We start from the raw sequence: 22,423 nt of genomic DNA, 5'->3' as shown, positions 1-22,423 counted from the left end.
AATTGGCCGGTGACCGAATCGACCGCGCATCCCGACAGCAGCCCCACCGCCCTGCCCAAGGCCTGGGATCCAGGTGCGTACGAGGGCGAGCTCTATCAGGGATGGGTCGACGCCGGATACTTCACCGCCGACCCGACCAGTGAGAAGCCGCCGTTCTCGATCGTGTTGCCACCGCCGAACGTCACGGGGTCGCTGCACATGGGACACGCCCTCGATCACGTGTTGATGGACGCCCTGTGCCGGCGACGCCGCATGCAGGGCTACGAGGTGCTGTGGCTGCCGGGCATGGACCACGCCGGTATCGCCACCCAGAGCCTGGTGGAGCGGCAGCTCACCGCCAAGGGCGAGAACAAGGACGACCTCGGTCGTGAGGAGTTCATCGACCGGGTCTGGACATGGAAGGCCGAGTCCGGCGGCACCATCGGTACGCAGATGCGCAGCCTCGGCGACGGTGTGGACTGGTCGCGCGAACGCTTCACGATGGACGAGGGACTGTCGAAGGCCGTGCAGACCGTCTTCAAGCAGATGTACGACGACGGACTGATCTACCGCGCCGAACGGCTGGTGAACTGGTCGCCCGTCATGAAGACGGCCATCAGCGACATCGAGGTCAAGTACTCCGATGTCGAGGGTGAGCTGGTCAGTTTCCGCTACGGCTCCCTCGACGACAACGAACCCCACATCGTGGTGGCCACCACCCGTCTCGAGACGATGCTCGGTGACACCGCGATCGCGGTGCACCCCGACGACGACCGGTACCGGCACCTGGTCGGCACCGAAATCGACCATCCGTTCGTCGACCGCAAGCTCCCGGTGGTCGCCGACGACTACGTCGATCCCGAGTTCGGCACCGGCGCGGTGAAGATCACCCCCGCCCACGACCCCAATGACTTCGCGATCGGGTCTCGCCACAACCTTCCGATGCCGACGATGATGGACGAATCGGCGCGCGTGGCCGGGACCGGCACCGCGTTCGACGGTCTGGACCGCTACGAAGCCCGCGCCAAGATTCGTGAAGTGCTGGCGGAGCAGGGGCGCATCGTCAAAGAGGTGCGCCCGTACCTGCACAGCGTCGGTCACTCCGAGCGCAGTGGTGAGCCGATCGAGCCGCGCCTGAGCATGCAGTGGTGGGTTCGCGTCGAGACGCTGGCCAAGGCCGCCGGTGATGCGGTCCGCAGTGGCGAGACGGTGATCCACCCGAAATCGCTCGAACCGCGCTGGTTCGCCTGGGTTGACGACATGCACGACTGGTGTATTTCGCGTCAATTGTGGTGGGGACACCGGATTCCGGTCTGGTACGGACCCGACGGCGACATGGTTTGCGTCGGACCCGATGAACAGCCGCCTGCCGGGTACGTCCAGGACAACGACGTACTCGACACCTGGTTCTCGTCGGGTTTGTGGCCCTTCTCGACCATGGGCTGGCCCGAGGTCGGCGACGAACTCAAGAAGTTCTATCCCACTTCGGTTTTGGTGACCGGATACGACATCATCTTCTTCTGGGTCGCCCGGATGATGATGTTCGGCACGTATGTGGCCGACGACCTGGGCAAGCAGATCGGTGCCGATGCGCCGGTCCCGTTCCGGAACGTCTTCCTGCACGGGCTGGTGCGCGACGAACACGGCAGCAAGATGTCGAAGTCGAAGGGCAACGGCATCGACCCGCTCGACTGGGTCAAGCAGTACGGCGCCGACGCACTCCGGTTCACGCTGGCCCGCGGCGCCAACCCCGGCGGTGACCTGTCCGTCGGCGACGATCACGCGCAGTCGTCCCGGAACTTCGCCACCAAACTGTTCAACGCCACCAAGTTCGCGCTGATGAACGGCGCTGTGGTCGGTGAACTCCCGGCGCGCGAAGATCTCACCGACACCGATCGCTGGATCCTGGACCGGCTCGAACAGGTGCGCCGCGACGTCGACGCCGGATTCGAAGCCTACGAGTTCTCCAAGGCCTGCGAGGCGCTGTATCACTTCGCGTGGGACGAGTTCTGTGACTGGTATCTCGAGTTGGCCAAGGTGCAGTTCGCGCGTGACGACGAAGCACGTTCGGCCGCAACCAAAGTCGTGCTCGGTACCGTCCTCGACGCACTACTGCGGATGTTGCATCCGGTGATGCCGTTTGTCACCGAGGTGCTGTGGAAGACGCTCACCGGCGGTGAGTCCGTGGTGATCGCGCAGTGGCCGACCGATTCGGGTGTTGCGACCGACACCGTTGCGGCAAACCGGGTCACCGATACCCAGAAGCTGATCACCGATATTCGTCGCTTCCGCAGCGACCAGGGTCTCAAACCGTCGCAGAAGGTGGCTGCCGAACTGATCGGCCTCGACCAGGCCGATCTTGCCGGCCAGCGCGACTACATCGACGCGCTCGCCAAGCTGACACCTGCCGACGACGACTTCTCGGCGACCGCGACCATCGAGGTGCGCCTGCGTGCGACCACCGTCACCGTGAAGATCGACACCTCGGGTTCCATCGACGTCGAGGCGGAAAAGCGGCGACTGGCGAAGGACCTTGCCGTCGCCGAGAAAGAACTCGAGACGACCACCAAGAAGCTGGGCAACGAGCAGTTCCTGGCGAAGGCGCCGGACGCCGTGGTTGCCAAGATTCGTGAGCGGCAGCAATTCGCCCGGGATGAGGTCGTCAGGGTCACCGCGAAGATCGAGGCGCTGGGTTCGGGATCGTGACCGAACCACAGAACCCCGACCATCAGGCCCCGACCGCCGATGATCTCGCCGAGCTGTCCGAGGTCGAGGCATTGCTCGACACCCGCTGGCCGGAGACCCGGATCGAACCATCCCTGGACCGGATCTCGGCGTTGATGGATCTGTTGGGTTCGCCCCAGAAGGGCTACCCGTCGATCCACATCGCAGGCACCAACGGCAAGACGTCGGTTTCACGGATCATCGATGCGCTGCTCACCGCACTGCATCGGCGTACCGGCCGGATCACGAGCCCGCACCTGCAACTGGCCACCGAGCGGATCTCTATCGACGGTGTGCCGATCTCGCCGCGGACCTACGTCGACACCTACCGCGAACTCGAGCCGTACATCGACATGATCGACGACCGGTCACTCGCCTCGGACGGCCCCCGGATGAGCAAGTTCGAGGTGCTCACAGCGATGGCTTACACCGCATTCGCCGAAGCGCCGGTCGAGGTTGCAGTGGTGGAGACCGGGATGGGCGGGCGATGGGACGCGACCAACGTCATCGACGCCACGGTGTCGGTCATCACGCCGATTGCAATGGACCACAGCGACTTTCTCGGTGACACGCTCACCGCGATCGCTCAGGAGAAGGCCGGCATCATCAAAAAGGCGCCGGATTCGCTGGTGCCCACCGACCCGGTGACGATCCTGGCGGTGCAGACACCCGAGGTCGCCGATGTGCTGTTGCGGGCGGCGGTCGAGGCCGATTCGTTTGTCGCGCGTGAGGGCTCGGAGTTCGCGGTGCTCGAACGGCGCACCGCCGTCGGCGGGCAGTTGTTGACGTTGCAGGGTCTCGGTGGTGAATATCCCGAGGTGTTCCTGCCGCTCCATGGCGCCCATCAGGCGTCGAACGCGGCGCTGGCACTGGCCGCGGTGGAGGCGTTCTTCGGCGCCGGAGCAGACCGGCAACTCGATATCGAGGCCGTCCGCGCCGGATTCGCCGCCGTCACGAACCCGGGCCGCCTCGAACGCGTGCGCTCGGCGCCGACGGTTTTCCTCGACGCGGCGCACAATCCACACGGGGCGGCAGCGCTGGCGACGGCACTGGAGGAGGAGTTCGATTTCCGGCGCCTCATCGGTGTCGTCAGCGCGATGGCAGACAAGGACGTTGCCGGGTTGCTGCGCGCCTTTGAACCGATTTTCGACGTCATCGTGTTGACGCACAACGGTTCTCCGCGCGCGATGGATCCAGAGCTGCTTGCCGAGGTGGCGATCTCGATCTTCGGCGAAGAGCGGGTCCAGGTCCATGGCTTCCTGCCCGACGCGGTCGAGGCCGCCATCGAACTCGCCGAGGAGAGCCTCGACGACAACGGCACGATGTCAGGAACAGGCGTGGTGATCACCGGTTCGGTGGTGACCGCGGGTGCCGCGCGCACACTTTTCGGTAAGGATCCGGCATGAGCGAGAACGACTCCACCGACTCCCAGGGGTCGGCTCCGCAGCGGTTCACCGCGCCGAGCGTCGATCCGTGGCGCGGCTTTCGTGGCGTGATGGCCGGGACCCTGATCCTCGAGGCCATCGTCGTCGCACTGGCTTTTCCCATCGTGTGGCGGGTCGGTGGGGGACTGACACTGTGGTCGGGTATCTACCTCGGAGTGCTCGCGCTCGCCATGATCCTCGGTTCCGGACTGCAGGGCCGAAGTTGGGCATTGCCGTACAACCTTGCGTTGCAAGCCATCACGATTGCCGGCTGGGCGATTCACTGGTCCATCGGTGTTGTGGGTGTGATATTCGGGATCGTGTGGTTGTACATCGCGTACATCAAACGTGATGTACGGCTGCGGATGGAGCGCGGACAGCTGAACGGCCAGGAACCGATAGACGGCTGAATGTCCGGGTTCCGGGGCCGTCGTTGCCGGACCGTGACCTTGAAAACGGGCATATGGGGTGTTGCCGAGCGGTCGGCGCTGACAAGATCGCCTACACATCGTCAGCTGTCTAATCCGCTCCCTGTGATCGAAAGGTCTGTGCTCTCTATGTCGCGTACCCCGAAGTTCGTCCCTGCCGCATGCGCCACGCTCGGTGCTGTTGCCTGCATCGCCACCGGTTTGGTCGCGGGAACCGGGGCCGCCTCGGCCGAGGCCGGTTCACCGATGCCGGTCGGTGGTGGTCAGTGGGGGTACATCGCCACGCACGCACTCACCGAACGCGCGGCCGACATGAACCTGCCGGAGTTCGTCTCATCGATCCCGGTGCCCGAGGAATACAAGCTCGCGAACCTGGCCATGGCGGCGCGATTCGACATCGCCGTGAACGAGGCGCTGGCCTCACCGGGTGGTTGTGTGCAGGTTGTGGTCGATCCGGCTCCGACCGGCGGCGGCGTCTTCAGCTACGGATTCTTCGCTGTCACCGGCGAGTACTGCCAGCCGTAAGGCGACGCGGGCCTCAGGTTAGGCTTGTTCGGTGACTGAACGCACTCTGGTACTGATCAAGCCCGACGGTGTGAACCGCCAACTTGTTGGCGACATCATCGGCCGAATCGAGCGAAAAGGCCTGTCGCTGGTGGCGATGGAGCTCAAGACCGCAAGCGATGACATCGCTGCGGGCCATTACGCCGAGCACGAGGGCAAGCCCTTCTATCCCTCGTTGCTCGAATTCATCACCTCGGGGCCGCTGGTGGCCGCGGTCCTCGAGGGCCCCCGTGCGATTGCCGCTTTTCGGCAGATCGCCGGCGGTACCGACCCGGTGGAGAAGGCCGTCCCCGGCACGATCCGCGGTGACTTCGCACTGAGCACCCAGTTCAACCTCGTCCACGGTTCGGACTCGCCGGATTCTGCGGAGCGCGAAATCGCGCTCTGGTTCCCTGACCTCGGCTGATCGTGCGGCTGTCCTCCGAGTTTGCGACGAACTCGGAGGACTTGGCCGCGGCCTCCGGGTTGTGTGGGATACTGGCAGAGGTTGTCGAGCCCGTCGGGCGCCGACCACCAGATGATCAGATCGAATGCTCGGTCCCCAGGTCGCATGGATTCTCATACGACGTGGCGTGGACATTGTGGCGCTCGAGAAAGTCAATCATCACGCCAGGCATCGCCGGCGGGTGCGGGGAACGTCTCACATCCACCGGGCGAAGCGAGACCTAACAATCCCGGCTGAGGCCGGGTAAATAGCACAGCCCTCGCGTGGCCGCGTTTATCCGCGCCCGGGGGCTTGAGGAGAATACGTGGCCGACACGCAGTCGCCGGACGAACTGAACAACAGCAGTTCGGCGCAAGAGTTTCCGCACAAGATGCGAGTGCATGCACTGGCAAGACTTCTGGGGCTGAGCAGCCGCGAAGTGCTGGTGCACCTGGCCGACATGGGGATTGCAGCCCGCAGCCCCCAGTCGAGCATCGTGCGAAGTACAGCCATAGCTGTTCGCGACAAGATCGCTGCTGATGAAGGCGCCGAACCGGCGGATTCCGATGCAGCGGTCGAAGCCGTGGACGCATCCACCCCGGCACCTGAACCCCAGGCGCCGGCAGCTGAGGTCCCGGTGGCCGAACCCGAGGCCCCGGTCACCGAACCGGACGCCCCGGTTGTTGAGCCACAGATCCCGGTCGTCGAACCCGAGGTCGCGGCTGTAGAAGCCGAGACCGCTGCAGAACCTGCGCCTCCCGAGGCGCGCGTCCGTGCTCCCCGGGCATCCCGCAAGAAAGCGGCCGAGCCGCTCAATCTGTTCTCGGCAGTCGATGAGGACACTGCACCCGCAGCGGAACGACCCACGTCCGCAGCCGGGCATGCCGGATCCCCGCTGTTCCTGTCCGCAGAACCGGTCGCAGCTGCTCAATCAGAGCAGGATCGGGACGAGTCGGACTCCGATGTCGATTCCGATGACGACGATGGTGATGGTGGCTCACGCCGGCGTCGTCGTGGACGTCGAGGACGTGGCCGCGGGCGCGGCGAAATCGCATCGGCGGATGGAACAGACGAGGACACGGCTGACGCGCACAGCGCGGCCGAGACGGACACACCGGAATCGGATACCGAGACCTCTGACGCCGCCGACTCCGAGGATGAGAAGACCGACGCGGACAAGCCGGAGGTCAAGAGCGGTAACCGCCGTAAGCGCAGCCGGTCGAAGAAGCCGAGAGTCGACGCCGAGACGGATCAGACGCCCACCACCTCCGGTACCGAGAGTTCGGGCACCGACAGTGCCACTGCCGACGACAAGGCCGATTCCGCGCCGGAATCCTCTGCAGACGATCTGGATGGCTCTGATGACCGGGCGACCGGGGAGTCGAAGGAGTCGGACTCCGACGACTCGGACGAGTCCGGCGAAGCGGGATCTGCCAACCGTCGTCGTCGCCGCCGTCGCCGTCGTAAGGGTGGCGAAGGTGGCGAGGCCGAGGACACCACCACCGACGATCCGCCGAATACGGTTGTGCACGAGCGTGAACCCCGCAACAAGTCACGTAACCGCGATGAGGTGCAGGGCATTTCCGGTTCGACGCGGCTCGAGGCCAAGCGTCAGCGTCGCCGCGACGGTCGTGACGCCGGTCGCCGCCGTCCACCGATCCTGAGCGAGTCCGAGTTCCTGGCACGCCGCGAATCGGTTGATCGCGTGATGGTCGTGCGGGAACGTTCCGGTGTCGCAGCGACCGTGACCCACGAGGCACACGGCGACAACTCGTCGTCGGACGCATCGCAGGCGACCCGTGACTACACGCAGGTCGCGGTCCTGGAAGACGGCGTTCTGGTGGAGCACTTCGTGACCACCTCGAACTCGTCGTCGATGGTCGGCAACATCTACCTCGGACGCGTACAGAACGTCCTGCCCGGCATGGAAGCAGCCTTCGTCGACATCGGTCGCGGCCGCAACGGTGTTCTCTATGCCGGCGAGGTCAACTGGGATGCCGCCGGTCTCGATGGTGGTTCGCGAAAGATCGAACAGGCGCTTCGGCCCGGTGACCCGGTCCTGGTGCAGGTCAGCAAGGATCCGGTGGGGCACAAGGGTGCACGCCTGACCACTCAGATTTCTCTGGCCGGTCGCTACCTGGTGTACGTGCCCGGTGGCGGTTCGACCGGCATCAGCCGCAAGCTACCCGACACCGAGCGCAAGCGACTGAAGCAGATCCTCGGCAAGATCGTCCCCGACGACGCCGGCGTGATCATCCGCACCGCGTCCGAGGGTGTCTCGGCCGACGAACTGACGCGCGACATCGAGCGTTTGCAGCAGCAGTGGGAGACCATCAACGCCGCGACGCCCGCAGCGAACAAGTCGAAGTCGACTGCACCCCAGGCCCTGTACGAAGAGCCCGACCTGCTCGTCAAGGTCGTCCGCGACCTGTTCAACGAAGACTTCAAGAAGTTGATCGTCGAGGGCAACAGCGCCTGGAATGAGGTCGAGGGCTACGTCCGCGGCGTCGCACCGGATCTCCTCGATCGTGTCGAGCGCTTCGACAAGGCGCATGCGGACTCGCCCGACGTCTTCGACGTGTACCGAATCGACGAGCAGCTGGCAAAGGCATTGGACCGCAAGGTCTGGCTGCCGTCCGGCGGCACGCTGATCATCGAGCACACCGAGGCCATGACGGTGGTGGACGTCAACACCGGCAAGTTCACCGGTTCCGGCGGAAACCTCGAAGAGACCGTCACCCGCAACAACCTGGAAGCTGCCGAGGAGATCGTCCGGCAGATGCGCCTTCGTGACATCGGCGGCATGATCGTCGTCGACTTCATCGACATGGTCCTCGAATCGAATCGCGATCTGGTGCTGCGCAGGCTCACCGAGGCGCTGGGGCGGGATCGCACCCGGCACCAGGTGTCTGAGGTGACGTCGCTCGGTTTGGTGCAGATGACGCGTAAGCGTCTGGGCACCGGACTGCTCGAGGCGTTCTCGACCACGTGCACCTGTTGCAATGGTCGCGGGATCATCGTGCACGCGAACCCGGTTGAGATCTCCGCAGGCGGTGACGACTCGAACCGTGGTGGCAACGATTCGAAGCGCCCGCGCCGAAATCGCCGTGGCGGCAAGCCAGATCAGCCGGCCGCCGCGCAGGTCGTCGAGTCGAAGCCGACTGCCCACAGTCCGGCCGAACATCCGATGTTCCGGGCGATGGCGACCCACACCTCGGACACCGATACCGAAACCCATGACGCGCAAGCCGATTCGGGTGCAGACGACAAGGTGACGGCGTCGGCTGCGGTCGACTCGCAGGCGGTCGAGGACACCGCGGTGGTTCCGGAACCACAGACCGAACCGAAGGCTCCGGAAATCGTTGCCCCCGAGGCCGCGAAGAGGGGGCCGAGGCGCGCGCCGAAATCGATTGTTGTCACCGCAGAAACGGTCGATGAGCCCTCGGTGACGGATGTCACGGTTGCCGAAACCTCGGTGCCCGCTCCGACGGTCGACACCACGGCCGCGGAAGACGACGAGTCCTCGTCGCCTACCGCACAAGCCCCGACCGGGCATACGACGCCACCCAAGCGTCGACGCGCGGTCCGGCGCAAGCCTGTAGCTTCTTCGGCTCCACCGCAGCCTGCAGTGGTTGTCGAGGCAGCTCCGGCCGCACCCGTCACCACGTCGGGTCCGGTGGGAGCAACCACAGAACCGGCTGTTGCCGTGCGTCGCAAACCGCGGCGCAGGGCGGCCGGACGACCGGCAGGACCGCCGGTCGAAGATTGAAACACGCTCCGATAGGGGAGCTGGTTTGACCTGGTCGGCCACACTCCCGTAACCTTGCAAAGTCGCCATTCGGCGGACGGATAGCGCTGTGCCCGATGCAGCGCCCGGCCGGATCGGCAACGGGCAAGAGCCCGAATGAACCACGACAGACAGTTAGAGGTAGCTCTCCGATGGCAACGTACGCGATCGTCAAGACCGGCGGTAAGCAGTACAAGGTCGCTGAAGGCGATCTGGTGAAGGTCGAGAAGATTGACAGCAAGCTCGGTGAAACCGTCTCGCTGCCCGTGACGCTTGTCGTCAACGGCGCTGATCTGACCACTGACGCTGACAAGCTGGCGAAGATCTCGGTGACAACCGAGGTCGTCGAGCATGTCAAGGGTCCGAAGATCAAGATCCACAAGTTCAAGAACAAGACCGGCTACCACAAGCGCCAGGGGCACCGTCAGAAGCTGACGGTTCTCAAGGTCACCGGTATCAAGTAAACCCAAGCCCACACACTTCTCAGGAGAACAGTCATGGCACATAAGAAGGGTGCATCCAGTTCGCGCAACGGGCGCGATTCGAATGCCCAGCGACTCGGTGTGAAGCGCTTCGGTGGCCAGCAGGTCAGCGCCGGCGAGATCATCGTTCGTCAGCGCGGCACGCACTTCCACCCCGGCATCAACGTCGGACGTGGCGGCGACGACACTCTGTTCGCTCTCTCTGCAGGTGCGGTCGAGTTCGGTGCCAAGCGCGGCCGCAAGACCGTCAATATCGTTCCGGAGCCTGTGCAGGCCTGATCCGGCGCAGCCAGCTTCACAAAGCTATAGCTCCTAAGGGGCGGGCAGGGTCACTCGATCCGGTCCGCCCCTTAGAAATTTCCTAACTCTCGCAAGGTGAAAAATGTCTAGATTTGTTGACCGCGTGACGATTCACGCGACCGCGGGCAACGGCGGCCACGGCTGCTCCTCTGTTCATCGCGAGAAGTTCAAGCCCCTCGGTGGTCCTGACGGTGGTAACGGTGGCAACGGCGGAGACGTGACCCTGGTGGTCGATTCGCAGGTCCACACGTTGCTCGACTTCCACTTCCACCCGCATGCCAAGGCCGGCAACGGTCGGCCCGGTGCCGGTGCCAATCGCGATGGCGCAAAAGGCGAACCGCTGATCCTGCCGGTCCCGGACGGCACGATGGTCCTCGACCCCGACGGCAAGCTCTTGGCCGACCTCGTGGGGGAGGGCACCACTTTTGCGGCGGCCTCCGGTGGACGTGGCGGTCTCGGAAACGCCTCGCTCGCCTCCAAGGCGCGCAAGGCCCCCGGCTTCGCCCTCCTCGGTGAAGAGGGTGAGATCCGCGAGCTGGTACTCGAACTCAAGTCCGTCGCCGACGTCGGACTGGTCGGCTTCCCGTCGGCAGGTAAATCGTCGCTGGTCTCGGTGCTCTCGGCGGCAAAACCGAAGATCGCCGACTATCCGTTCACGACGCTGCGACCCAATCTTGGTGTGGTCAACAGCGGTTCAGACATCTTCACGATCGCCGACGTCCCGGGGCTGATCCCCGGCGCCTCGGAAGGTCGCGGACTCGGACTCGATTTCCTGCGCCACATCGAGCGTTGCGCGGTACTGGCGCACGTGGTCGACTGCGCAACTCTCGAACCCGGTCGTGACCCGATCACCGACATCGATGTGCTCGAAGCCGAACTCGCCGCCTATCAGCCGGTTCTGCAGTCCGACACCGGTCTCGGCGATCTCGCGAGCAGGCCGCGCGTGGTGATCCTCAACAAGATCGATGTGCCCGACGCCCTTGAACTCGCCGAGTTGATCAAACCTGAACTGGAACAGCGTGGCTGGCCGGTCTTCATGATCTCGGCCGTGACCCACAAGGGCCTCAAAGAACTCACGTACGCACTTGCCGACCAGGTGCGGCAGTACCGGATCGATCACCCGAAGCCGGTTGCCCGACGACCGGTGATCCGCCCGATCGCCACCGACGACAACGGATTCTCGGTGTTCGCCGATCCGGACGAGCCCGGCGGTTTCATCGTCCGCGGTACGCGGCCGGAGCGCTGGATCAAGCAGACGCAGTTCGGGAACGACGAGGCGGTCGGCTACCTCGCCGACCGACTCAGTCGACTCGGTGTGGAGGCGGAACTGGTCAAACAGGGTGCCGAGGCCGGCTGCATCGTCACCATCGGCGACGTCTCGTTCGAATGGGAGCCGCAGGTTGCCGTGGCCGAGGACTTCCCGATGAGTGGTCGTGGGTCGGATATCCGACTCGACCGCCCCGACCGGATCGGAGCCGCCGATCGTAAGATCGCCCGGCGCCTGCGCCGCGGCCTCGAAGTGGAACTCGAGGATCCGGACGAATCGTGACCAGCGTTACCCGGCAACAGATCACCGGTGCCCGCAGCATTGTCGTGAAGATCGGTTCGTCTGCGCTCACCGAGTTGACCACGGGCCTGGACGTCGGTCGGCTCGATGCGCTCGCCGACGCACTCGAAGCGCGGATGCGCGCGGGATCGGACGTCATCGTGGTGTCGTCCGGTGCCATCGGTGCGGGTATAGCGCCGCTGGGTCTGAAGGTTCGGCCGAAAGATCTCGCGACCAAACAGGCGGCGGCCAGCGTTGGCCAGCTCGCGCTGGCGCACGCCTGGAACACCTCCTTCGCCCGTTACGGGCGGACTGTCGGACAGGTGTTGCTGACCGCCCATGACGTTTCGCTGCGCGCTCACCACGCCAATGCGCAACGGACACTTGATCGGTTGCGCTCGCTGGGTGCGGTGGCGATCGTCAACGAGAACGACACCGTCGCAACCAACGAGATCCGGTTCGGCGACAACGATCGGCTTGCTGCACTGGTGGCGCACCTGGCCGGGGCTGATGCACTGGTCCTGCTGTCAGATGTCGACGGCCTCTACGACGGTGATCCACGCAAGGGGGACGCCATGTTCATCCCCGAGGTCGGTGGTCCCGAAGATCTCGACGGTGTCATCGCCGGTAGCGGTGGTGCACTCGGTACCGGTGGGATGGCGTCAAAGCTCTCGGCGGCCCGACTGGCCGCCGATGCCGGGCTTCCGGTCTTGTTGGCAGCGGCGGCCGATGCCTCGGCCGCACTGACCGACGCCTCGGTGGGCACGGCATTCGCGCCACGCCCCCAACGCCTTTCGGCTCGCAAGTTCTGGGTTCGGCATGCCGCCGAGGCCACCGGTCGCCTGATCCTCGACGACGGGGCGATTCGCGCTGTCGCCCGGTCGCGGCATTCGTTGCTCGCGGCGGGCATCGTCGCCATCAAGGGGCGCTTCTACAACGGTGACGTGGTTGATCTCGCGGATCAGAACGGACAGACCCGAGCCAGGGGCGTCGTTGCCTACGATGCCGGGGAAGTGGCCAAGATGATCGGGAAATCATCGTCTGACCTACCGGCGGACTTTCGCAGGCCGGTGGTTCACGCCGACGATCTGGTGGCGCTGTAGAGGTTGTCCCGGTCGTTGCTCAGCACCTCGAGTACCTGCGAGCAGGAGCCGTCGATCTTGAGTGTGGCAATCTCGTCGCCGCGGGTATGGCCGCGGTTGACGATGTAGATGGGCGTGCCGCTGCGCCAGGCCCGCCGGACAAATCGCAGACCACTCATCACCGTCAGCGACGATCCGAGTACCAGCAGCGCGTCTGAATCATCGACCATCGCAAAGCCTTGCTCGACAATGCTTTTCGGCACGCTTTCACCGAAGTAGACGATGTCGGGTTTCAGGATCCCGCCACAGGACGGACAGTCGACCATGATGAAGTCGGCGGTGTCGGCGACCACGACATCGGCATCCGGAGCCACCTCGATGGCGCCCCGGCCACGGATGCGGGTGACGAACCCGGCGTTGTGCGGTTCGAGCAGATCTGCGAGCCGATGGCGACTCATCACGTGCGCGCAACTCAGGCAACGGACCCGACCGTAACTCCCGTGGAGGTCGAGTACCGCCCGGTTCCCGGCCTTGAGGTGCAGCATGTCCACGTTCTGGGTGATGATCCCGCTGATCCGGCCGTCCCGCTCCAGGGCGGCGAGTGCGCGATGGCCTGCGTTGGGAAGTGCGGCATCCATATGCCGCCAGCCGATGTGATTGCGGGCCCAGTAGTGGCGGCGGAATTGTGGCGAACTCAGGAACATCTCGATGGTCATCGGTGTCCGAGCCGGAGCGTCCGGACTGCGGTAGTCGGGGATACCGGAATCGGTCGACATGCCCGCGCCGGTCAGCACGAGTGCGCGCTTGCCTGCGAGCTGATGGCAGAGTTGTTGCATCCGCGCAGGGAGGTCAGGGTCGGGATCGGTGGGCTCTGCAGGTGCCCACTGCACCGGGCGGGTTCGCACGACGTCCAGGGTACCGGTGAGTGGAGCGGTTCCCTCCGCGGTGCAGAACCAGAGGCCCCAAAACGCAAACTCGGCACCCCAACGCACTGGGGTGCCGAGCTCTTCTTGCGTCGGTCGGCCGACGCGGACACCGAAGCCTCCGGGCAAACTGGTGCATCGCACATGCACCAGACAGCGCTACCCGGCGAGGGCCCGGAGGCCGCGGGTCTGCGCGTGGCCGAACCGCGTCAGGCGCCGACGGCGACCAGCGGGTAGACGCCGTTCTCGTCGTGGGTCTCGTTGCCAACGACGGGCGGGTTGAAGACGCACAACATGCGCATCTGCGTGTCGGCGGTCACGGTATGGCGCTCGTTGCCGTTGAGCAGATACATCGAGCCGGGACCCAGCGGGTACTTCTCGCCGGTCTCGCGGTCGAGAAGTGTTCCCTCGCCCTCCACCAGCCAGACGGCCTCGACATGGTTGGCGTAGTGGAACTCGTTGACCGTTCCGGCTTTGATGGTGGTCTCGTGGAACGAGAACCCGACCAGGTCGCCGCCGAGGACGATGCGCTTGGAGCGCCAGTTGCCGTTGTCGGCGGTGATGTCACGGTCGGTGTCGGTGATCTCCTGCGTCGTGCGCACGATCATTCGAAAACCTTTCTGTTGCAGGGTTATTCGTCAGAGCTCAGGAATAGAGAACTCAGGAATAGAGGATGTCTGCGGTCGCCTGGGCGAGGATTGCCAGACCCTGATCGAGCTCGGCGTTGGTGATCGTCAGCGGCGGCAGCAGTTTGACAACCTGATCGGACGGGCCCGCGGTTTCGACGAGCAGGCCACGGTCGTAGGCGAGAGCGCACACCTTGGCGGCCTTGTCGGCATCGTCGAACACCAGACCCTGGACCATGCCGCGGCCACGGGTGCTGATGCCCTTGTGCGTGCTGCACAGCGAGATGAACGCATCACGGATCCGTTCGCCCTTGGCGAGGGTCTCCTTCTCGAAGGTGTCGTCGGACCAGTAGTGCTCGATGGCCTTCGTGGCGGTGACAAACGCGGGGTTGTTGCCGCGGAAGGTGCCGTTGTGCTCACCGGGCGCCCACACGTCGAGGTGGGGCTTGAACAGTGTCAGGGCCATCGGCAGCCCGTAGCCGCCGATCGACTTCGACAGCGTGACGATGTCGGGCACGATTCCGGCCTCCTCGAACGAGAAGAACGCTCCGGTGCGGCCGCAACCCATCTGGACGTCGTCGACGATCAGCAGGATCTCGCGACGCTTACAGAGGTCGGACAAGGCCCGGAGCCATTCCGGGCGGGCGACATTGACGCCACCCTCACCCTGCACGGTTTCGACGATGACCGCGGCCGGACGGTTGAGTCCGCTGCCCGAGTCGTCCAGGACGCGCTCGAACCAGCTGAAGTCCTCGACCACGCCATCGAAGTAGTTGTCGAAGGGCATCGGAGTGGCGTGTACCAGCGGGATGCCGGCTCCGGCGCGCTTCATGGAGTTGCCCGTAACGGAGAGGGCCCCGAGGGTCATGCCATGAAAAGCATTGGTGAAGTTGATGATTGAAGTTCGGCCGGTGACCTTGCGGGCGAGCTTCAGTGCACTCTCGACGGCGTTCGTTCCGGTGGGACCGGGGAACTGAACCTTGTAGTCGAGTCCACGGGGGAGCAGGATCTTGTCTTGAAATGCCTGCAGGAACTCACCTTTGGCCGTGGTCGACATGTCCAGCCCGTGGGTGATGCCGTCGTTCTCGATGTATTCGAGGAGGGCGGCCTTCAGCAGCGGATTGTTGTGACCGTAGTTCAAAGCTCCTGCGCCGCCGAAGAAATCGAGGTACTGATTGCCGTCACGGTCGGTGACCCAAACGCCCTTGGCGCTTGTGAAGACCGCGGGCCATGCGCGGCTGTAGCTGCGGACCTCGGACTCACGGGTCTCGAAGATGTTGGCCGAAAAGGTCTCTTGCATTGAGGCAGTCATATTTCCTCCGATGGGTGCGAAAAGTGCCCGTTTCTCACCTGAACGTGTCAGGGAGTACAGGTCGGTTTCGAACTGAGCTGGGAGTGCTGGCTGAACTGGCGGGCGGGTCGATCCCGGCTTCCGCCTTGGTGTGCGGCGATTGCTACGCCGTGGTTCGCCCTTGTCGGGCGGGGTGGATGGAGCGGTGGCCGATCAGCGTCGCGGTGCGACGATGTACAGGTCCTCTTGCTCGTGATTGTCCGGAAAATCGTTGGCCGAGAACAGATCTTCGCGTCGGATGCTCATCTCACGTCGATCGGCCAGACCTTGGAACAATGCCTGCGAGGCTGTGTTGTCTGGACTGATGGTGGTGTGCAGTGTCGTGATTCCGCGCGGTTCGAGTCGATCCATCAACTGGGCCAACATCTTTCCGGCCAATCCGAGTCCCCTCTGGTCGGCGTCGACGGCAACTTGCCACACCATCACGACGTCGGGCAGTTCAGGGCGGAGATAGCCTGTCACGAAACCGACGATTTCACCGTCGACTTCGGCGACCACTGATGTCTGGGCGAAATCCTGACACCATAAAACGTAGGCGTAACTCGAGTTCAAATCGAGAACTTTTGAGTCACGGGCGATTTCCCAGAGCCGGACTCCGTCAGAAATCTTTGGTGAACGAAAGGCCACCGCGTCCGGCGCGGCAGTTAGGGTAGCGCTGATCTGAGTTGGGCTCATATCGAATTTGAAGTTAACAAGGCGTCACATCGATGTCACCCACCTAGCGAAATTGGTACGAAAAGCACCCTACAAACGCCTGATCACCCCCTGTTTGTGAGGTGCCTCACAAAATCTTGTCTTCGTAAACTGTTTGCGCTGCATCCCCGATTGTCTGGTTCTGCTGTTTGGACAGGACAATGGACGCCATGACCCGCATAATCGCCGGCTCTGCCCGGGGCCGACGCCTGACGGTTCCGGCCGCAGGCACCCGCCCGACGACCGACCAGGTACGTGAGTCGGTTTTCAATATTCTGACCAATCGGATCGACTTTTCCGGGCTCGTGGTCCTCGACCTCTTTGCCGGATCCGGCGCACTGGGCCTCGAAGCGCTCTCCCGCGGAGCCGAGTCGGCGGTTCTTGTCGAATCCGACGCCAAGGCGGCCAAGGTGATCGGTGCGAACATCGCGTCCTCGGGCCTGTCCGGTGCCCGCCTCGTCCGCAGGCGCGTGGCCGACTACCTGCGTGCCGGTGCGCCGGTGGCAGACCTGGTGTTCGCCGACCCTCCCTATGACCTGCCCGACGAGCAGGTCGCCGAGATGCTCACCCTGTTGGCAGCGGGCCCGCTGGCCGCGGGCGGTCTGGTGGTGCTCGAACGGTCGGTGCGCAGTGCGGACACGGACTGGCCAGAGCCTTTCGGGGATACCGAGGTCCGCAAGTACGGGGAGACCCGGATCGACATGGCCGAACTCGGTTGAATGGACGTGCCCCGGGGGCTGCTAACTTTGCTGTCATGTCCGGAGCCGTCTGTCCAGGATCGTTCGACCCCGTCACCTCGGGGCATCTGTATGTCTTCGAGCGTGCTGCGGCCCGATTCGACGAATTGGTCATCACTGTGACGATCAACCCGAACAAGCAGGGCCTGTTCAGTGTTGATGAACGACTCGAGTTGCTGCGGAAGGTGACCTCTCATCTGCCGAACGTCCGCATCGAGAGTTGGCAGGGATTGCTCGTCGATCATGTTCGCGAGCAGGGGTTCGACACCATCGTGAAGGGGCTACGCGGTGCCGCGGACTTCGAATACGAACTGCCGATGGCACAGATGAATCGTGACCTCACCGGCGTCGAGACCGTGTTCATGCTCACGGACCCGCGCCTCGCACATGTGTCGAGCTCGCTGGTGAAGGAAGTGGCGAAACTGGGTGGGTCGGTGCGCGAGTTCCTGCCACCGGTGGTGCACGAACAGCTACTCGCAAAGTTGTCCTCCAGTCGCTGAGATCTCTGCGACCGTCGTTCGTCGTCGTGGTGATTGTCGACCGGTCGGAGGTTTCCGCAGGCATTCGGCCTACTCTGGACCCGACACACCGGCCCGGGTTGCGTCGTCACAGCCGCAACATTGGGCACACTAGTCACAGAAATAACACAAAACCACCGATCGCAACACGATGAGCACGTGCCAACCGGGCACGACCGTCAGGGTTTGCGGCGAGGAGTGAGGTAGCTGTGTACCGGGTATTCGAAGCGCTGGACGAGTTGGGTGCGATCGTCGAAGAAGCACGCAGTGTTCCGATGACGGCGGGTTGCGTTGTTCCTCGGGGCGACGTGTTGGAACTGCTCGACGATGTGAAGGACGCCATTCCCGGCGATCTCGACGACGCGCAGGACGTGCTCGATCAGCGCGACAAACTGCTGGGTGATGCGCGTCTGCACGCCGACACCATGGTCGGGGAGGCCACCGCCGAAGCGGATTCGTCGCTGGCGCATGCGCGTGCGGAAGCGGACCGGATTCTGGCCGAGGCGAAGTCTCATGCCGACCGCATGGTTGCCGAGGCGCAGTCGCATTCCGGCCAGATGCTGGCCGATGCCACCGCTGAGTCCGAGCGTCTGGCCGCTGCCGCGAGCCGTGAGTACGAATCGGTGACCGGACGGGCGCATGCCGAGGCCGAGCGGATGATCGAGTCCGGCAACGCCAACTACGAACGTTCCGTCGCCGAGGGCATCGCCGAACAGCAGCGACTGGTCTCCGAGACCGAGGTCGTGCAGGCGGCCCGCTCCGAATCCGAGCGGATCATCGACGCGGCGCATGCCGAGTCCGATCGTCTTCGCGGCGAGTGTGATGTCTACGTCGACAACAAGCTGGCCGAGTTCGAGGAATTGCTGACCGGCACGATCCGCTCGGTGAATCGTGGGCGCCAGCAACTACGCACCGGTGCCGGCGTGCACGACTACGCCGAGCATGTCCGCCGCGGCGATTTCGGTACCGGAATGGCCGTCTGAACCAGCGCATGTACCGGATGTGAATCCCGGTTGTGTCGGGATTGTCGAATGCGGCGCTCCGAGGCGTATCGTGGTTCCTTGTGTCACAGCGCGAAGGCAGTTCAATACGTCAAGCCCATCCCGTAGATGGCCCGTTCTCCCTGGACATCCGCAGTTTGGGTAGACGGGCCGGTTCGATGCGGGAGGTTCACCGGGCCATCACCGATGGGCCGCGCATCGGTCTGGATATGATCGCCATCCCGGCAGGCAGTGATGTGGATCTCGACCTCCGCCTGGAGGCCGTCTCCGAGGGTGTTCTGGTCACCGGCTGCGTGAGCGGCGAGACCGAAGGTCAGTGTGTCCGTTGTCTGGAGCCCATCTCCGGCACGGTGGGCGTTTACCTGACAGAGCTGTACGTCTATCCCGACAGTGCCACTGACGCGACGACGGACGCCGACGAGATGCATCGCATCGTCGACGACAAGATCGATCTGGAACAGGCGATCATCGACGCGGTTGCGCTCGACCTGCCCGGGACCCCGGTGTGTAGCGAGGACTGCCAGGGTCTGTGTCCCGAATGTGGCGTGCGGCTCGCGGTGACCGAAGCCGGTCATCGCCACGACAAGATCGACCCACGCTGGGCCGGCCTGGCATCAAAGTTTGCCGAGGATCCAGAGTCGAAACCGTGACAGAAACCGTCGGGTCAGGTGTGAGTGCTTCGGCTGATCATGGGGATCTGCTGGCGGCCGTGAACGTTTCGTTGTCCGACGAGATGTTGGAACTGGCTCTGACGCATCGGTCCTATGCGTACGAACACGGTCGTCTCCCGACCAACGAGCGCCTCGAGTTCCTCGGGGACTCGGTGCTCGGTGTTGTTGTCACAGAACACCTTTACCGCACCCATCCCGATCGTGCCGAAGGTGAACTCGCAAAAATCCGTGCCAGCGTGGTCAACATGCATGCACTCGCCGACGTCGCGCGCGGTCTGGGTCCGGGCGGTCTGGGCGCCCACCTTCGCCTCGGCAAGGGTGAGGAGATGACCGGCGGCCGCGACAAGGCGAGCATCCTGGCAGACGGCATGGAGGCGCTGATCGGTGCCATCCACCTCGAATTGGGTTTGGAAACCGCCCGCACCACCGTGTTGGCGCTCTTCTCGTCGGCGCTGAACCGGTCGGCAGCACTGGGGGCGGGTCTCGACTGGAAGACCTCGTTGCAGGAACTCACGGCCGAAAAGGCTCTCGGGGTGCCGGTGTACCAGATCACGTCCACCGGTCCGGACCACTGCAAGGAGTTCACCGCGACGGTTCTCGTCGGCGGTGAACCATTCGGTTCCGGGGTCGGGAAGACCAAGAAAGAAGCCGAACAGCTGGCCGCATCGACTGCCTGGAAAGCGATTTCCGGGACAGGAGAAGATGCCTGAACTGCCCGAGGTCGAGGTGGTACGCCGCGGCCTCGCCGATCACGTTGTCGGCCGCCGGATCACCTCGGTGGAGGTCCTGCATCCGCGTGCGGTTCGCAGACACCTCGGCGGCGCACTCGATCTGAGCGGAATGCTCGCCGGTGCAACCGTGACCGGCGCACGCCGACGCGGCAAATATCTGTGGCTGGAAGCCGATCCCCTCGGCAGCGCAGATCCGTTGGCGGTTGTCGTCCACCTCGGGATGAGTGGGCAGATGCTGGTTCAGCCTGCCGGTGCCGTCGATGAGATCCACTTGCGGATCAGGGCGACGCTCGACAACGGAACCGAACTGCGATTCGTCGATCAGCGCACATTCGGTGGCTGGATGGTCGACGATCTGATCGCCGCCCCGACGATCGGCGAGCCCACCCTCGGGCCTTCGTCAATCGCGCACATCGCGCCGGATCCCTTTGCTGCAGAATATGATCCGGATGCCGTGGTCCGGGTACTCAAACGTAAGCACACCGAGATCAAGAGAGCGATACTCGATCAGACCGTCGTGTCGGGCGTTGGCAACATCTATGCCGATGAAGCCCTGTGGCGCAGTCGGGTTCACGGCCTGCGGCTCACGGACAAACTCACCGCAAAGGTGTTGCGGTCGGTATTGGACAATGCCGCAGAGGTGATGGCGCAAGCACTCGAACAGGGTGGGACATCGTTTGATGCCCTCTACGTGAACGTCAATGGGCAATCCGGCTACTTCGAACGGTCCCTCAACGCGTATGGGCGGGAAGGCGAGCCCTGTCGCCGGTGTGGCGCGATCATGCGCCGCGAGCAATTCATGAACCGCAGTTCGTTCAGTTGTCCTCGCTGCCAGATCCGACCCCGGGGCTAGCCCGTTCCGGTTGGGGATGAGCGCAGCGGGCATGATCAGGGCATGACCCTCGACCTGACACCGGATGAATTGCTCACCACCACCAGGACCGTCCGCAAGCGGCTCGACCTGACCCGGCCGGTACCGCTGGAGCTGATCAAGGAATGTATCGAGATCGCGCTGCAGGCCCCGTCGGGGTCGAACCGGCAGGGCTGGCAGTGGCTGGTCATCACCGATCCTGAGATCCGGGCCACGCTGGGCCGGATCTACGGCGAGCTCGTGGACGAGTACCTGGACTCCGAGCATTCGGCGGCCAAACTCTTCGCCGACGACCCCGAGCGGGCCACCGTGCAGCACCGGATCGGCGGAAGTGTCGCCTGGCTCGGCGAACACATGGGGGAGGTGCCGGTACTCGTCATTCCCTGCATCAAAGCCGGAAAGACCTTGCCTGCGGGCAACCAGGCCGGACTGTGGGGGTCCCTGTTGCCGGGCGTGTGGAGTTTCGCGCTGGCGGCGCGGGCCCGCGGTCTCGGAACCGCTTGGACCACACTGCATTTGCAGCGTGAAGCCGAGATCGCCGAGTTGTTGGGGATCCCGGCCGGATATCACCAGGCTGCGCTGATCCCGACTGCCTACTTCACCGGTGAGACCTTCAAACCGGCGCCGCGAGAGCCACTCGAGAACGTTCTGCACATCGATCGTTGGTGAAACCGCGGATTATTCTGGGCGACCCGCCCGTTCAGTCGTGGGCGACCCGCCCGTGCCATTCTGGGCGACCCGCCCGTGGAATTGCGGCCCCACCGCAGGTGTTAAATATCGACATGACCGCAACCGAACCAATCAACACTGCTGCGCCCTCGACCACCGAGTTGTGGGTGCAGCGCACCGGAACCCGTCGGTACACCGGCCAGAGCAGTCGCGGCGCAGAAGTCCTGATCGGCTCGGACGGTGTCGAGGGTGTGTTCACCCCCGGTGAGCTGCTCAAGATCGCCTTGGCGGCCTGTACCGGGATGAGTTCGGACAAGCCGCTGTCCCGCCGTCTCGGTGACGACTACGACGCCACGATCCGGGTCAGTGGTGCCGCCGACCGCGAGAACGAGGTCTATCCGCAGCTCAACGAGGTACTCGAGGTCGACCTGTCCGAACTCGATCCCGAAGCAGCTCAGCGGTTGCTCGTGGTGGTCGAGCGGGCCGTCGATGCGGTCTGCACCGTCGGCCGGACACTGAAGGCCGGCACCAAGGTCGGTCTGACTGTCGAAACCGATTAGGCGAGACGGAGACAAGGAGTTGGGGTAGGTCATGACGGAGTCGGGATCCGACGTGGTGCGGATGCGGGCCTGGGTGCACGGATACGTGCAGGGTGTCGGATTCCGGTGGTGGACCCGGTCGCGTGCGCTCGAATTGGGACTGGTGGGGTCGGCGTCGAATCAGAACGATGGCCGGGTCCTGATCACCGCCGAGGGCCGGCGCGCAGCATGCCAGGCGCTCCTGGACCTGATCGACGCCGGGAAGAGCCCAGGAACGGTCGACACGGTCGTCACCGACTGGGAACCCCCACGGGGAGACCTCACCGGATTTGTCGAGCGCTGACGGTAGGCTG

At 64.3% G+C, this 22,423-nt stretch carries 23 protein-coding genes; 19 read left to right on the top strand and 4 right to left on the bottom strand.

Annotated elements, in window-relative coordinates; all coding sequences use genetic code 11:
* Window positions 1–9: 9 nt before the first annotated feature.
* The 10 genes from AC1D75_RS18780 to proB all read left to right on the top strand — a co-directional run bounded on the left by AC1D75_RS18780 (window position 10) and on the right by proB (window position 12,761).
* Complete coding sequence (locus tag AC1D75_RS18780) at window positions 10–2,685, top strand: valine--tRNA ligase (RefSeq protein WP_495516808.1); 2,676 nt, start codon at window positions 10–12, stop codon at window positions 2,683–2,685.
* Entirely contained in the window at window positions 2,682–4,109 is a 1,428-nt protein-coding gene (folC, locus tag AC1D75_RS18775; protein ID WP_495516807.1) for a bifunctional tetrahydrofolate synthase/dihydrofolate synthase, read from the top strand. Before AC1D75_RS18780 ends, folC begins: the two co-directional genes overlap by 4 nt.
* The gene (locus AC1D75_RS18770; RefSeq protein ID WP_495516806.1) at window positions 4,106–4,537 is read left to right on the top strand and encodes a DUF4233 domain-containing protein; all 432 of its coding nucleotides are present in this window, start codon (window positions 4,106–4,108) and stop codon (window positions 4,535–4,537) included. Before folC ends, AC1D75_RS18770 begins: the two co-directional genes overlap by 4 nt.
* Window positions 4,538–4,684: 147 nt before the next feature.
* On the top strand, window positions 4,685–5,080 hold the full coding sequence (locus tag AC1D75_RS18765) for a hypothetical protein (protein ID WP_495516805.1): 396 nt from the start codon (window positions 4,685–4,687) through the stop codon (window positions 5,078–5,080).
* Window positions 5,081–5,111: 31 nt separating this feature from the next.
* Complete coding sequence (gene ndk, locus AC1D75_RS18760; RefSeq protein WP_495516804.1) at window positions 5,112–5,525, top strand: nucleoside-diphosphate kinase; 414 nt, start codon at window positions 5,112–5,114, stop codon at window positions 5,523–5,525.
* 343 nt (window positions 5,526–5,868) lie between these two features.
* Entirely contained in the window at window positions 5,869–9,312 is a 3,444-nt protein-coding gene (locus tag AC1D75_RS18755) for a translation initiation factor IF-2 N-terminal domain-containing protein (RefSeq protein ID WP_495516803.1), read from the top strand.
* A gap of 170 nt (window positions 9,313–9,482) precedes the next feature.
* Window positions 9,483–9,794: a 50S ribosomal protein L21 gene (rplU, locus tag AC1D75_RS18750; RefSeq protein ID WP_482138947.1), complete on the top strand. Its 312-nt coding sequence runs from the start codon at window positions 9,483–9,485 to the stop codon at window positions 9,792–9,794.
* Window positions 9,795–9,827: 33 nt separating this feature from the next.
* Window positions 9,828–10,091, top strand: a complete 264-nt coding sequence (gene rpmA / locus AC1D75_RS18745; protein WP_028463135.1) for a 50S ribosomal protein L27 — start codon at window positions 9,828–9,830, stop codon at window positions 10,089–10,091.
* A gap of 103 nt (window positions 10,092–10,194) precedes the next feature.
* Window positions 10,195–11,661: a GTPase ObgE gene (obgE, locus tag AC1D75_RS18740; RefSeq protein WP_495516802.1), complete on the top strand. Its 1,467-nt coding sequence runs from the start codon at window positions 10,195–10,197 to the stop codon at window positions 11,659–11,661.
* Complete coding sequence (gene proB, locus AC1D75_RS18735; RefSeq protein ID WP_495516930.1) at window positions 11,655–12,761, top strand: glutamate 5-kinase; 1,107 nt, start codon at window positions 11,655–11,657, stop codon at window positions 12,759–12,761. Before obgE ends, proB begins: the two co-directional genes overlap by 7 nt.
* Here the strand turns inward: proB and AC1D75_RS18730 are convergent.
* From AC1D75_RS18730 to ectA, 4 genes are all read right to left on the bottom strand, one after another.
* The gene (locus tag AC1D75_RS18730; protein ID WP_495516801.1) at window positions 12,734–13,645 is read right to left on the bottom strand and encodes a Sir2 family NAD-dependent protein deacetylase; all 912 of its coding nucleotides are present in this window, start codon (window positions 13,643–13,645) and stop codon (window positions 12,734–12,736) included. The genes proB and AC1D75_RS18730 overlap by 28 nt on opposite strands.
* A 227-nt stretch (window positions 13,646–13,872) precedes the next feature.
* Window positions 13,873–14,271 (bottom strand): ectoine synthase, encoded by a 399-nt coding sequence (locus AC1D75_RS18725; RefSeq protein ID WP_495516800.1) that lies wholly within the window; start codon window positions 14,269–14,271, stop codon window positions 13,873–13,875.
* Window positions 14,272–14,323: 52 nt separating this feature from the next.
* A complete protein-coding gene (ectB, locus tag AC1D75_RS18720; RefSeq protein WP_495516799.1) occupies window positions 14,324–15,601 on the bottom strand; it encodes a diaminobutyrate--2-oxoglutarate transaminase in 1,278 nt (425 codons plus the stop codon).
* A gap of 192 nt (window positions 15,602–15,793) precedes the next feature.
* The gene (gene ectA, locus AC1D75_RS18715) at window positions 15,794–16,315 is read right to left on the bottom strand and encodes a diaminobutyrate acetyltransferase (protein WP_495516798.1); all 522 of its coding nucleotides are present in this window, start codon (window positions 16,313–16,315) and stop codon (window positions 15,794–15,796) included.
* Between the two features lie 188 nt (window positions 16,316–16,503).
* Between ectA and rsmD the strand changes: the two genes are divergently transcribed.
* The 9 genes from rsmD to AC1D75_RS18670 all read left to right on the top strand — a co-directional run bounded on the left by rsmD (window position 16,504) and on the right by AC1D75_RS18670 (window position 22,413).
* The gene (rsmD, locus tag AC1D75_RS18710) at window positions 16,504–17,052 is read left to right on the top strand and encodes a 16S rRNA (guanine(966)-N(2))-methyltransferase RsmD (RefSeq protein ID WP_495516797.1); all 549 of its coding nucleotides are present in this window, start codon (window positions 16,504–16,506) and stop codon (window positions 17,050–17,052) included.
* Between the two features lie 35 nt (window positions 17,053–17,087).
* On the top strand, window positions 17,088–17,570 hold the full coding sequence (coaD, locus tag AC1D75_RS18705) for a pantetheine-phosphate adenylyltransferase (protein WP_495516796.1): 483 nt from the start codon (window positions 17,088–17,090) through the stop codon (window positions 17,568–17,570).
* A gap of 227 nt (window positions 17,571–17,797) precedes the next feature.
* Window positions 17,798–18,571, top strand: a complete 774-nt coding sequence (locus AC1D75_RS18700; protein ID WP_495516795.1) for a DivIVA domain-containing protein — start codon at window positions 17,798–17,800, stop codon at window positions 18,569–18,571.
* A gap of 176 nt (window positions 18,572–18,747) precedes the next feature.
* Complete coding sequence (locus AC1D75_RS18695; protein ID WP_495516794.1) at window positions 18,748–19,239, top strand: YceD family protein; 492 nt, start codon at window positions 18,748–18,750, stop codon at window positions 19,237–19,239.
* Window positions 19,236–19,970 (top strand): ribonuclease III, encoded by a 735-nt coding sequence (rnc, locus tag AC1D75_RS18690; RefSeq protein WP_495516793.1) that lies wholly within the window; start codon window positions 19,236–19,238, stop codon window positions 19,968–19,970. The genes AC1D75_RS18695 and rnc overlap by 4 nt, the downstream gene beginning before the upstream one ends.
* A complete protein-coding gene (gene mutM, locus AC1D75_RS18685; RefSeq protein WP_495516792.1) occupies window positions 19,963–20,844 on the top strand; it encodes a bifunctional DNA-formamidopyrimidine glycosylase/DNA-(apurinic or apyrimidinic site) lyase in 882 nt (293 codons plus the stop codon). The genes rnc and mutM overlap by 8 nt, the downstream gene beginning before the upstream one ends.
* Before the next feature lie 42 nt (window positions 20,845–20,886).
* Entirely contained in the window at window positions 20,887–21,531 is a 645-nt protein-coding gene (locus AC1D75_RS18680; RefSeq protein ID WP_495516791.1) for a nitroreductase family protein, read from the top strand.
* 113 nt (window positions 21,532–21,644) lie between these two features.
* A complete protein-coding gene (locus AC1D75_RS18675; RefSeq protein ID WP_495516790.1) occupies window positions 21,645–22,091 on the top strand; it encodes an OsmC family protein in 447 nt (148 codons plus the stop codon).
* Window positions 22,092–22,122: 31 nt separating this feature from the next.
* Complete coding sequence (locus AC1D75_RS18670; protein ID WP_495516789.1) at window positions 22,123–22,413, top strand: acylphosphatase; 291 nt, start codon at window positions 22,123–22,125, stop codon at window positions 22,411–22,413.
* Window positions 22,414–22,423 lie beyond the last annotated feature (10 nt).

Source organism: Williamsia sp. Y712 (assembly GCF_059445525.1).
The sequence above is the reverse complement of the archived record's forward strand: the minus strand, read 5'-3'. Positions and strand labels throughout refer to the sequence as shown.

Excerpts from the sequence above, each read along its gene's own strand:
- AC1D75_RS18770 (WP_495516806.1), top strand. The coding sequence starts at position 4,106 with ATGAGCGAGAACGACTCCACCGACTCCCAGGGGTCGGCTCCGCAGCGG.
- AC1D75_RS18765 (WP_495516805.1), top strand. The coding sequence starts at position 4,685 with ATGTCGCGTACCCCGAAGTTCGTCCCTGCCGCATGCGCCACGCTCGGT.
- rplU (WP_482138947.1), top strand. The coding sequence starts at position 9,483 with ATGGCAACGTACGCGATCGTCAAGACCGGCGGTAAGCAGTACAAGGTC.
- rpmA (WP_028463135.1), top strand. The coding sequence starts at position 9,828 with ATGGCACATAAGAAGGGTGCATCCAGTTCGCGCAACGGGCGCGATTCG.
- obgE (WP_495516802.1), top strand. The coding sequence starts at position 10,195 with ATGTCTAGATTTGTTGACCGCGTGACGATTCACGCGACCGCGGGCAAC.
- AC1D75_RS18725 (WP_495516800.1), bottom strand. The coding sequence starts at position 14,271 with ATGATCGTGCGCACGACGCAGGAGATCACCGACACCGACCGTGACATC.
- ectB (WP_495516799.1), bottom strand. The coding sequence starts at position 15,601 with ATGACTGCCTCAATGCAAGAGACCTTTTCGGCCAACATCTTCGAGACC.
- ectA (WP_495516798.1), bottom strand. The coding sequence starts at position 16,315 with ATGAGCCCAACTCAGATCAGCGCTACCCTAACTGCCGCGCCGGACGCG.
- rsmD (WP_495516797.1), top strand. The coding sequence starts at position 16,504 with ATGACCCGCATAATCGCCGGCTCTGCCCGGGGCCGACGCCTGACGGTT.
- coaD (WP_495516796.1), top strand. The coding sequence starts at position 17,088 with ATGTCCGGAGCCGTCTGTCCAGGATCGTTCGACCCCGTCACCTCGGGG.
- AC1D75_RS18695 (WP_495516794.1), top strand. The coding sequence starts at position 18,748 with ATGCGGGAGGTTCACCGGGCCATCACCGATGGGCCGCGCATCGGTCTG.
- mutM (WP_495516792.1), top strand. The coding sequence starts at position 19,963 with ATGCCTGAACTGCCCGAGGTCGAGGTGGTACGCCGCGGCCTCGCCGAT.
- AC1D75_RS18680 (WP_495516791.1), top strand. The coding sequence starts at position 20,887 with ATGACCCTCGACCTGACACCGGATGAATTGCTCACCACCACCAGGACC.
- AC1D75_RS18675 (WP_495516790.1), top strand. The coding sequence starts at position 21,645 with ATGACCGCAACCGAACCAATCAACACTGCTGCGCCCTCGACCACCGAG.
- AC1D75_RS18670 (WP_495516789.1), top strand. The coding sequence starts at position 22,123 with ATGACGGAGTCGGGATCCGACGTGGTGCGGATGCGGGCCTGGGTGCAC.